6 protein-coding genes are annotated in these 11772 nt (G+C 62.4%); 3 read left to right on the plus strand and 3 right to left on the minus strand.

Annotated elements, in window-relative coordinates:
- Positions 1-5 precede the first annotated feature (5 nt).
- On the minus strand, positions 6-2381 hold the full coding sequence (gene ppsA / locus ACI7M0_RS18470) for a phosphoenolpyruvate synthase (protein ID WP_020193548.1): 2376 nt from the start codon (positions 2379-2381) through the stop codon (positions 6-8).
- Between the two features lie 191 nt (positions 2382-2572).
- Between ppsA and ACI7M0_RS18475 the strand changes: the two genes are divergently transcribed.
- Positions 2573-3391: a pyruvate, water dikinase regulatory protein gene (locus ACI7M0_RS18475; protein WP_003248634.1), complete on the plus strand. Its 819-nt coding sequence runs from the start codon at positions 2573-2575 to the stop codon at positions 3389-3391.
- A 102-nt stretch (positions 3392-3493) separates the two neighbouring features.
- Here ACI7M0_RS18475 and ACI7M0_RS18480 read toward each other — a convergent pair whose 3' ends face one another.
- Positions 3494-8359, minus strand: a complete 4866-nt coding sequence (locus tag ACI7M0_RS18480; RefSeq protein ID WP_104962228.1) for an NAD-glutamate dehydrogenase — start codon at positions 8357-8359, stop codon at positions 3494-3496.
- Positions 8360-8634: 275 nt separating this feature from the next.
- On the opposite strand from ACI7M0_RS18480, the gene ACI7M0_RS18485 reads away from it, so the two are divergent.
- Positions 8635-8988, plus strand: coding sequence for a hypothetical protein (locus ACI7M0_RS18485; protein WP_020192899.1), 354 nt, complete (start codon positions 8635-8637; stop codon positions 8986-8988).
- A 198-nt stretch (positions 8989-9186) separates the two neighbouring features.
- Here ACI7M0_RS18485 and ACI7M0_RS18490 read toward each other — a convergent pair whose 3' ends face one another.
- Entirely contained in the window at positions 9187-10092 is a 906-nt protein-coding gene (locus ACI7M0_RS18490; protein ID WP_010953080.1) for a LysR family transcriptional regulator, read from the minus strand.
- 123 nt (positions 10093-10215) lie between these two features.
- Between ACI7M0_RS18490 and lysA the strand changes: the two genes are divergently transcribed.
- Positions 10216-11448, plus strand: a complete 1233-nt coding sequence (gene lysA, locus ACI7M0_RS18495) for a diaminopimelate decarboxylase (protein WP_064614082.1) — start codon at positions 10216-10218, stop codon at positions 11446-11448.
- Positions 11449-11772 lie beyond the last annotated feature (324 nt).

Below are 11772 nucleotides of genomic sequence, written 5' to 3' on the forward strand. Positions count from 1 at the left end.
CTGCATCAGGCCGCGCCTTGGCCTTCGGCCAGGAAGAACCAGGTCTCGAGTACCGAGTCCGGGTTCAGCGACACGCTTTCGATGCCCTGCTCCATCAGCCACTTGGCCAGGTCCGGGTGGTCCGATGGGCCTTGGCCGCAGATGCCAATGTACTTGCCAGCCTTGTTGCAGGCGGCAATGGCGTTAGCCAGCAGCTTCTTCACCGCAGGGTTACGCTCATCGAACAGGTGGGCAATGATGCCCGAGTCACGGTCCAGGCCCAGGGTCAACTGGGTCAGGTCGTTGGAGCCGATCGAGAAGCCGTCGAAGTATTCCAGGAACTCTTCGGCGAGGATGGCGTTGGACGGCAGTTCGCACATCATGATCACGCGCAGACCGTTGTCGCCGCGGGCCAGGCCGTTTTCGGCGAGCAGGTCGACGACCTGGCTGGCTTCGCCCAAGGTGCGCACGAACGGCACCATGATCTCGACGTTGGTCAGGCCCATCTCGTTGCGCACACGCTTCAGTGCACGGCACTCGAGCTCGAAGCAGTCACGGAACGATTCGCTGATGTAACGCGAAGCACCGCGGAAGCCCAGCATCGGGTTTTCTTCTTCCGGCTCGTACAGCTTGCCACCGATCAGGTTGGCGTACTCGTTGGACTTGAAGTCCGACAGGCGCACGATGACCTTTTTCGGATAGAAGGCCGCCGCCAGGGTGCTGATGCCTTCTACCAGCTTCTCGACGTAGAAGCCGACCGGGTCGTTGTAGCCGGCGATGCGCTTGTCGACGCTTTCTTTCAGGTCGGCAGGCAGGCCCGCATAGTTCAGCAGCGCCTTGGGGTGCACGCCGATCATGCGGTTGATGATGAACTCCAGGCGTGCCAGACCGACACCGGCGTTGGGCAGTTGAGCGAAGTCGAAGGCGCGATCCGGGTTGCCAACGTTCATCATGATCTTGAACGGCAGTTCCGGCATGGCATCGACCGAGTTCTGCTTGATGTCGAAGCCCAGTTCGCCTTCGAAGATGAAGCCAGTATCGCCTTCGGCACAGGAAACGGTCACGCCCTGGCCATCTTTCAGTACCTGAGTAGCGTTGCCGCAACCGACTACCGCCGGGATACCCAGCTCACGCGCGATGATCGCCGCGTGGCAGGTACGGCCACCGCGGTTGGTGACGATGGCGCTGGCGCGCTTCATCACCGGTTCCCAGTCAGGGTCGGTCATGTCGGAGACCAGCACGTCACCCGGCTGGACCTTGTCCATTTCCGATACGTCGTTGATGACGCGAACCTTGCCGGCGCCGATACGCTGGCCAATGGCACGGCCTTCGACCAGCACGGTGCCTTTCTCTTTGAGCAGGTAGCGTTCCATGACGTTGGCGCTGGAACGGCTCTTCACCGTTTCCGGGCGGGCCTGGACGATGTACAGCTTGCCGTCGTCACCGTCCTTGGCCCACTCGATGTCCATCGGGCGCTGGTAGTGCTGCTCGATGATCATGGCCTGCTTGGCCAGCTCGCTGACCTCGGCATCGGTCAGGCAGAAGCGTGCGCGCTCGGCGCGGTCGACTTCGACGGTCTTTACCGAACGGCCGGCCTTGGCTTCGTCGCCATAGACCATCTTGATCGCCTTGCTGCCCAGGTTGCGGCGCAGGATGGCCGGGCGGCCAGCCTGCAGGGTGTTCTTGTGCACGTAGAATTCGTCAGGGTTGACCGCACCCTGCACCACGGTTTCGCCCAGGCCATAGGCGCCAGTGATGAATACCACGTCGCGGAAGCCCGACTCGGTGTCGAGGGTGAACATGACGCCGGCGGTGCCGGTTTCGGAGCGGACCATGCGCTGCACACCGGCAGACAAGGCAACCAGCTTGTGATCGAAGCCCTGGTGCACGCGGTAGGCGATGGCGCGGTCGTTGAACAGCGAAGCGAACACTTCCTTGGCCGCGCGGATCACGTTATCGACGCCGCGGATGTTGAGGAAGGTTTCCTGCTGACCGGCGAACGAGGCGTCCGGCAGGTCTTCAGCGGTAGCCGAGGAACGCACGGCAACGGCCATGTTGTCGTTGCCGGCGGCCATTTCGGCGAAGGCCGTACGGATTTCCGAATCCAGACGTGGCGGGAATTCGGCTTCCATGACCCACTGGCGGATCTGCGCGCCGGTCTTGGTCAGGGCATTGATGTCGTCAACGTCCAGCGCGTCGAGCGCGGCGTGAATGCGGTCGTTCAGCCCACTCTGCTCGAGAAAGTCACGGTACGCCTGAGCCGTAGTGGCAAAGCCGCCCGGCACCGACACGCCGGCACCGGCGAGGTTACTGATCATCTCGCCCAGGGATGCGTTCTTGCCCCCCACATGCTCCACATCATGGACGCCGAGCTTATCGAGGGAAACTACGTACTCTACCAAGGTGATCTCTCCACTAACTGTGTTGGAAAAGCTCAAAAGGCGCCCGCCTGTCTTCTATGACTTGGCCGGGCGTTTGTGGCCTGTACCTGGAAAATAGGCGCTGCAAATGTGGCAGAATGTCGACAGCCGCATTCGGCAAACCGAACTTATCATATCCAAGAATCGCCATCAGCTTAAGGCCCAGATCGCAAATGAAACGAACCGCGTTCTTCATCTCCGACGGCACCGGTATCACTGCCGAAACCTTGGGCCAGAGTTTGCTCGCGCAATTCGAGAGCATTCCCTTCAACAAATTCACCCGTCCTTACATCGATTCGCCGGACAAAGCGCGGGCCATGGTCCAGCAAATCAACGCTGCGGCCGAGCGGGATGGGGTCCGCCCGATCATCTTCGACACCATTGTCAACCAGGACATCCGCGAGATCCTGGCGACGTCGAATGGCTTCATGATCGACATCTTTTCTTCGTTTTTATCCCCACTTGAGCAGGAATTGATCGCCCATTCGTCGTATTCCGTGGGCAAATCCCACTCGATCGGCGGCAATTCCAACTACATGGAACGCATCGAGGCGGTGAATTTCGCCCTGGATAACGACGATGGTGCACGCACCCACTACTACGACAAAGCCGACCTGATTCTGGTTGGCGTGTCGCGTTGCGGCAAAACCCCAACCTGCCTGTACATGGCCATGCAGTTCGGCATCCGTGCCGCCAATTACCCGCTGACCGAGGACGACATGGAGCGCCTGCAGCTGCCGGCGGTGCTGAAAAAGCACCACAGCAAGCTGTTCGGCCTGACCATCGACCCCGACCGCCTCACCGCCATCCGCCACGAACGCAAGCCCAACAGCCGCTATTCCAGCTTTGCCCAGTGCGAATTCGAAGTGCGTGAAGTGGAAAGCCTGTTCCGCAGGGAGAACATTCCCAATATCAATTCCACGCATTTTTCGGTGGAAGAGATTTCCGCCAAGATCCTGGTTGAAAAAGGCGTGGAGAGGCGGTTCAAGTAACGCCCCCCTGTAGGAGCGGGTTCACCCGCGAAAGGGCCACCCCAGGAATACAAAAAAGCCCCGGCATCACTACCGGGGCTTTGTTTTACCTCACCACAAGGCTCAGGACGGCACCACCGCCGCCTGCCCGCTCATGGCCAGGTCGACCAGCTCGCGGTTGGCCACCGCGTACATCGCATAGTCAGTGCCCGTGGCATTGCGCAGGTCGTCGAGCATGGCGCGCCAGCGCTCCACCATTCCCCGGTGCTGCTCTGACCACAGCGCCACGCGGGCATCCATGTCTTCCGGTGCATCGACCATCTGCAGGACCGAAATGGTGATCGCCCGCTGCTGCAAGTCGATATCGTCGCGGAATGCCTCGCGGGCCAGCGCCTGCCAGTTGTTTTCCACCGGCAGGTTGCTGATTTCCTGCAAGTACCAGGTCAGGTCCAGCGCGCTGCCCACGGCGAAGAATGCCTTGGCCACCTGCGCGGGCTCATGGCCGGTCACGTCGGCCGCTTCAATGATCGGCAGCAGGGTGTACAGGTGGCTGGTACCCGCCACCATACGCGCCAGCAACTCCGGCACACCGGCGTCGACAAAGCCCTGGTAGCGGACCATCCAGCGTTCGCGGGTAGGGCCTTCGAGCAGCTCATCCAGCTTCAGACCCAGCTGCGCGATCTTCGGCCCGAAGTGCGCGGTATCGCGACCGGCGTCCTGTTCGTTACGGCGGCTTCGCAGGAACCAGCGGGTGGCACGGCGGCCCAGGCGCATCAGCTCGTCCATCAGGGTGAGCTGGATTTCCGCCGGCACCTGATAGTCCAGTGCCTCGATCTGGCGGAACCAGTGCGGCAGGTGGAAGATGTCGCGCACGATCACATAAGCGCCGGCCACGTTGGCCGGGCTCATGCCGGTCGACTCCTTCAGGCGCTGGACGAAGGTGATACCCATGTTGTTGACCAGGTCGTTGGCGATCTGGGTGCTGACGATTTCGCGCTTCAGGCGGTGGCGGCGCATGGCCTCGGCGAACTTGCTGACCAGGGACGGCGGGAAAGCGGTGTCCATGTCACGGGTCAGGTAGTCGTCGTCCGGTACCAGCGACTTGAGCAGTTGCTCCTTGAGGTCGATCTTGCTGTACGAGATCAGCACGGACAGCTCGGCGCGGGTCAGGCCCTGGCCGGCAGCCAGGCGTTCGGCCAACTGCTCTTCGGACGGCAGGAATTCGATGGCACGGTCCAGCTTGCCCCGCGCCTCGAGATCGGCCATCAGGCGCTTGTATTCGGCAATCCGCTCGCGGGCGCGGCGGGCGGCCAGGGACAGCGCCTGGGTCTGCTTGTAGTTGTTGCCCAGCACCAGCCCGGCCACTTCGTCGGTCATGCTGCCCAGCAGCTGGTTGCGCTGCTTCTCGGTCATGTCGCCACCCTGCACCACTTCGTTGAGCAGGATCTTGATGTTGACCTCGTGGTCGGAGCAGTCCACGCCGCCGGCGTTGTCGATGAAGTCGGTGTTGGTGGCGCCGCCGTTCAGGCCGAACTCGACGCGGCCGAGCTGGGTCATGCCCAGGTTGCCGCCCTCGCCCACCACCTTGCAGCGCAGTTCGTTACCGTTGACCCGCAGCGCATCGTTGGCCTTGTCGCCGACATCGGCATGGCTTTCAGTGCTGGCCTTCACGTAGGTACCGATACCGCCGTTCCACAGCAAGTCCACCGGGGCCTTGAGCAGCGCGTTAAGCAGCTCGGTCGGGGTCAGGCGGTCGGCTTCGATGGCGAAGCGCTCTTTCATCTGCGGGCTGATTGCGATGCTCTTGGCACTGCGCGGGAAGATCCCGCCGCCTTCGGACATGATGCTGGTGTCGTAGTCGCTCCAGGCCGAACGCGGCAGGTCGAACAGGCGCTTGCGCTCGGCAAAGCTGGTGGCAGGGTCGGGATTGGGGTCGATGAAGATATGCAGGTGGTTGAACGCGGCCACCAGTTGCAGCTTGTCGGACATCAGCAGGCCATTGCCGAACACGTCACCGGCCATATCGCCCACACCAATGACGGTGATCGGGTCTTCCTGCACGTTGATGCCACGCTCGCGGAAGTGACGCTGCACGCCCACCCAGGCGCCGCGCGCGGTAATGCCCATCTTCTTGTGGTCGTAACCGGCCGAGCCGCCCGAGGCAAAGGCATCGCCAAGCCAGAAGCCGTAGTCGATGGCAATGCCGTTGGCAATGTCGGAGAAGGTCGCGGTGCCTTTGTCGGCCGCTACCACCAGGTACGGGTCGTCATCGTCATGACGCACCACGTTGGCCGGCGGCACCACGCCACCGTCCTTGAGGTTGTCGGTGATGTCGAGCAGGCCGGAAATGAAGATGCGGTAGCACGCCACGCCTTCGGCGGCGATCTCGTCACGGCTGCCGCCCAGCGGCAGGCGACGCGGCAGGAAACCACCCTTGGCGCCGACCGGCACGATGACCGAGTTCTTCACCTGCTGGGCTTTCACCAGCCCCAGCACTTCGGTACGGAAGTCCTCTTCGCGGTCGGACCAGCGCAGGCCACCACGGGCAACGTTGCCAAAGCGCAGGTGCACGCCCTCGACCCGAGGCGAATAGACGAATATCTCGAACTTTGGCACCGGCTTGGGCAATTCGGGGATCAGCTTGGGGTTGAACTTGAAGCTGAAGTACGACTTGTTCTGGCCGTTTGCGTCAGGCTGGTAGAAGTTGGTACGCAGGGTGGCCTTGATCAGGTCCAGGTAGCGCCGCAGGATGCGGTCTTCGTTGAGCACTTGCACGTCGTCCAGCGCAGTCAGAATGGCCTGTTCCAGGCGCTGCTGCTTGTCGTCAAGGTCGTCCTGGGTGAGCTTGCGCGCCAGGTAGAAGCGGGTCTTGAACAACCGGGTCAGCTCGCGAGCGATGTCGGTGTGGTTGTTCAGGGTGCTGGCGATGTAGCCCAGATCGAAGCCCAGACGGATCTGTTTCAGGTAACGGGCGTAGGCACGCAGCAAGGCCACGTCGCGCCACGGCAGGCCGGCGGTGAGCACCAGGCGGTTGAAGGCGTCGTTCTCGGCGTCACCCCGGACGATGTGGATGAAAGCGTCCTGCAGGGTATCGTTGAGCTGCTGGATATCCAGGCTCAGGCCTTCGCTGTAGGTGAAGGCGAAGTCGTGGATCCAGTATTCGCGGCCATTGGCATGGCGCAGGCGATACGGGAACTCGCCGAGCACGCGCAGGCCGAGGTTTTCCAGAATCGGCAGCACGTCGGACAGCGCCAGCGGGGTGTCGGCGTGGTACAGCTTGCAGTGCAGGATGCGCTCGCCCACCTGAGTCAACGGCTGGTAGAAGCTCATGGCCAGCGGCTTGCTTTCCGACAGGTTCAGCACATGCTGCAGGTCGACCACCGCCGAGTGCGCGGCGAAGCGCTCGCGGTAACCGGCCGGGAAGCCTTTGGGGAAATCGGCGAGGATGTTGGTGCCCTGGGCTTCGCCGAAGTTCTCCACCACCAGTGCCGAGTAGTCGTCATGCCACGAGCGGCAGGCCTGGATGACTTCGCGTTCCAGCTGCTGCGGGTCGATGTCGATACGGTTCTTGGGGTCGACCCGCAGGATCAGTTGCACACGGGCCAGTACCGATTCGGAGAAGAAGGTCCAGAACTCGCAGTCGCTGGCCTTCAGGCGCTCCATCAGCACCTGCTGGATCTTCTGCCGCACTTCGGTGGAATAGATTTCCCGCGGGACGTAGGCCAGGCAGTAGCAGAAGCGACCGTACGGGTCTTTACGCAGGAACACGCGGATCTTGTTGCGCTCCTGGATCTGCACGATTGCCATGACCGTGCTGAACAGCTCGTCGATCGGCGTCTGGAACAGGTCGTCGCGCGGCAGCACTTCCAGCACCTGGGCCAGTTCCTTGCCCAGGTGGGCCTTGGGATCAAAGCCCGAACGGCGCTCGACTTCGGCCACCTTCACGCGGATGTACGGAATGGCATGCACGCTTTCGCCATACACCGACGAGGTGTACAGCCCCATGAAGCGGTGCTCCTTGATGACCTTGCCGTCGGCGTCCAGCTGGCGGATCGACACGTAGTCCGGGTAGGCCGGGCGGTGCACGCGGCTGGGCAGCGCGGCCTTGGCGAACGACAGCAGCAGCGGCTCGTTGAGGTAGGCCACAGCGTAGTCTTCGATGCGCAGCTCTTCTGCCGTCAAGCCCACACGCAGGCGGCGCGGCAGGCCGAGGAACGACTGCTCGTCGTAGACCATCTGGCCGCCATCGGCGCCGCCCTTGACGGTGAATTCTTCATAGCCCAGGAAGGTGAAGTGGTTATCCAGCAGCCATTCGAGGAAGGCCTTGACTTCGTCCTTCTCGTTTTGGGCGGGGCCAAAGGCGGTTTGCTCCACCTGCGCTACCACTTCACGCAGCTTGGCCTTCATCGGGTCGAAGTCGGCCACCACCACCCGTACCTCGGCCAGCACCTGCTCGATCTCGCGGGTCAGCACCGTCAGCTCGGCGGCATTGGCGCAGCGATCAATCTCCAGGTACATCAATGACTCGTAGCGCACGCCCTCGCCCTGGGTTCCCTTGGGCAGCAGCTCCAACAGCTCGCCCTTGGCGCCACGGCGCACACTGAGCACGGTGGTTTGCAGGGTGTGGATGCTGTAGCCACGGCGGTTGAGCTCGGTGCGCACCGAGTCGACCAGGAACGGCAAGTCATGGTGCAACACTTCGACCACGGTATGGGTCGACTGCCAGCCATTGCGTTCGTAATCAGGGTTGTACACCCGCACTTGCGGGTATTCGGGGTCGAAACGCTCGATGATGCGCCAGGCTGACAGGGTGCAGCCGGCCAGGTCGGAAAGCCTGCGCTGGGTGAGTTCGTCCAGAGAGATGATGCCGAAGAACTGCTCGGCGAACAGCGCCACTTGTGGCAGGGACTGCTCGCTGATGTGCTGCGCCAGGGCCGCTTGCAGTTGGTGCTGGAAGTCGGCTTTGCTGGCTGCGGTGAAGAACGCCATCTGAGGTACTCCGCTTGGGCTTTGTAATAATTGAAGCGTCGCTGCGTGCGCCGTGTACGGATCAACGATAGCCAACCCGTGGCATGGCGGACGGTAAAAAACCAGACGTTGAACGTGCGCAGGCACGCCCAGGGCTCGCCGAAGCTTAACGACTGATCGGTCATCTACGCTTGCAGCGCTGCGACAATTTCGGTCAAGGGGCGGTAACTTTACGTTTATGCCTGTACGCAAGACTGTCAGAATTCCCTTCCGTTTCCTTTGACCCGAGCCTGCTCATGCAAATCAACACCGCCCTGCTGTTCGCCACCCCTTGCGATGACGAGGAAGACAACATGGCGACCCTGTGCTGCCACAGCGACAAGGGTCAGATGTTCCTGCTTACCCGTTACCCGGACGAGGACACCGTCGACCTGACGCTGGATGACGAGCCGTCGACGCTGGATGGCCTTAAAGTGACCCTGAGCGCCAAGCGCCTGCTGATCGAAGTGGCGGCCGGCGACCGGGACGCGCTGAAGGGGGATGAAGTACTGGAAATCAACCTGACCAGCGATTTGAGTGACATGGATGAAGTGAAGGAAACCCTGGAGAACATCCTGGCCGGTACTGGAACCTTGGTCTGCGAGCTTTGAACCCTGCCCCTGCCTAGTGGGAGCGCGGTCCCTGTGGGAGCAACTGTCTTGCTCAATTTCTAAAAGCTGGCGCGATCCCTGTGGGAGCGGCCTTGCGTCGCGATAGGGCCGCGCAGCGGCCCCAGGATCTCGACATCATGCATAGATTGCTGTGGCCGCTTCGCGCCCCTATCGCGACGCAAGGCCGCCCCACAATGATCAGGCCAGCGCCTGCTGCATCTCTTTGGCCTGCACCCGCAACGCCTCGCAAAACGGCTCCACCGCCGCCGATGCTGGCCGATGGTCCGGGCGTATCAGCATCACCTGATAGGGCACCGATACCCGTAACCTGCGGATCGGCAACCCGCCTTGCGCCGCCTCCAGCCCGCTCAGCGGGTTGATGATCGCCACCCCCAGGCCTTGCCTGACCATGGCGCACACCGAAGCGGCACTGGTGGTCTCGATGACCGTGCGGCGGTTAACCCCGGCCGCACGAAAGTGCTGATCCAGACGCTGGCGGTAGGTATCCAGGCTGGCCAGGTTGATGAAATCGACCTCATGGAAATCACTCAGCTCCAGTTCAGCCTTCACCTGCAGCGGGTGATGCTCGGGCAACACGCACACCATGTTGGCACTGAACAGCAATTCACCATACGCGCCGCGCGGTATCTGTTCGACTTCAGTCAGGCCAAGGTCATGCTGCTGGGCAACCAGTGACTCCTCCAGCAACGGCGACTCCTGCGCCAGAATGCTCACGCTCACGCCACTGTGCTGCTGGTGAAAGCGCTGGCAAGCCTTGGGCAACAAGGTTTGCGAGAACAGCGGCAGGCAGGTGATGGCCAGCCGGCCCTGCTCGAAGTTGCGGATGGCCTGCGCAAAGCGATCGATCCGCTCCAGCCCGACGTAGGCGCGCTCGACCTCTTCGATCAACAGCAGCGCCTGGGCCGTCGCCACCAGGCGCCCGCCCTCGCGCTCGAAAAGGTTCAGGCCAGTCACCTGCTCCAGCCGCGCCAGTTCGCGGCTGACGGTCGGCTGCGAGGTGAACAGCAGGCGCGCCGCACCCGTGACACTACCAGCGGCCATGATGGCGCGGAACACTTCGATGTGGCGGACGGACAGTTTCACGGCAGCACCCAGTGAGTCGACAATGAGTATATCAGATATGAATGACTGGCAGAAAAATAGCTATTTTTCTGAATTCCCGCTTTGATTCATCCTCGTGGCCTTCCTTATACGAGTAACGCCACCATGACCGCACCCTTCACCCTTCTGGCCGAGGCGGTTCGCCAGCACGGCTCGCCGCTTTGGGCGTACGACGCCAGCACCATCGCCGAGCGTGTCGAGCAGTTGAACGTATTCGACACCGTGCGCTTCGCCCAGAAAGCCAACCCCAACCTGCATGTGCTACGCCTGATGCGCGCCCATGGCCTGGTGCTGGACGCCGTGTCGCTGGGTGAGATGGAACGGGCCTTCGCCGCCGGCGCGAGCGTTGACGGTGACCCTGCCGGCGTGGTGCTGACCTGCGACGCGCTGGACCGCCCCACCCTGGAACGCGTGGTGGCGTCGAAGATCGAAGTCAACGCCGGCTCCATCGACATGCTGCGCCAACTGGGCGAACGCTCGCCCGGCCACCGCGTGTGGATCCGCATCAACCCGGGCTTCGGCCATGGCCACAGCCGCAAGACCAATACCGGCGGCGAAAACAGCAAGCATGGCATCTGGCACGAAGAGCTGGACGAGGCGCTGGCGTGCATCAAGGCCCATGGCCTGCACTTGGTGGGCGTGCACATGCACATTGGTTCCGGGGTGGACTACCAGCACCTGGAACAGGTGGCCCGCTCGATGATCGAGCTGATCGGCCGTCTGGGCGTGGACATCGAGGCGTTCTCCATCGGCGGCGGGCTTTCCACCCCTTACCGCAGCACCGACAAACCGGTCGACCTGCAGCGTTATGCGCAGACCTGGGCGGTGGCGCGCAAGGAGATCGAAGCGATGCTCGGCCACCCGGTGCGCATGGAGATCGAACCCGGGCGCTTCCTGGTGGCGGAGTCGGGCTACCTGGTGGCCGAAGTCCGTGCCGTGAAACAGGTGGGGCGCAATACCTTCGTCATGATCGACGCTGGCTTCAACGACCTGATGCGCCCGGCGATGTACGGCGCCTACCACGGCATGACCCTGCTCGATGCCGATGGCCAAGCAGTAGATCGCCCGCGCCAGCCGACCGTGGTGGCCGGGCCATTGTGTGAATCGGGTGACGTGTTCACCCAGGATGACCAGGCACTGACCCCGCAGGACCTGCCTCAGGCACAGGTGGGCGACCTGCTGGTGATCCACGATGCCGGGGCCTATGGCGCGTCGATGTCGTCGAACTACAACAGCCGGCCGCTGCTGCCGGAGTTCCTGATCGAGAACGGTGCCCTGCGGATGATCCGCCGGCGGCAGACGGTGCAGGACCTGCTGAGCCTGGAGGCGGATTTCTAAAGATCCCCCCCGGGCGTGCACACTCTTTTGCGGGCACGCCCGCTTCCAACTGGCCTTCACCTCCAGCTTCATCCTCCGGCACGCTCAAGCCGGGTGCGATCGGGCCGCTTTGCGGCCCTGTCTCGATGCGGCACCGTATTAAAAAAAGCGACCAGGGTGGCTCTCCACCCGATAGCCCTGGCGCAACGAGAGGCAGGTGGGTTGACGTGAAAGGCGACGAAAAGCCTGCCAACGTCAACGATACCGCTTAATCAGAAATTTCCTACGCACCTATCGGAAGCGCAATGCTCCTTTGAGAAGTGATTCCTCGCTAGTGTCCAGCCT

Origin of the sequence: Pseudomonas sp. 10(2024) (genome assembly GCF_045164175.1) — a bacterium.
Classification (GTDB): Bacteria; Pseudomonadota; Gammaproteobacteria; order Pseudomonadales; family Pseudomonadaceae; genus Aquipseudomonas; species Aquipseudomonas alloputida.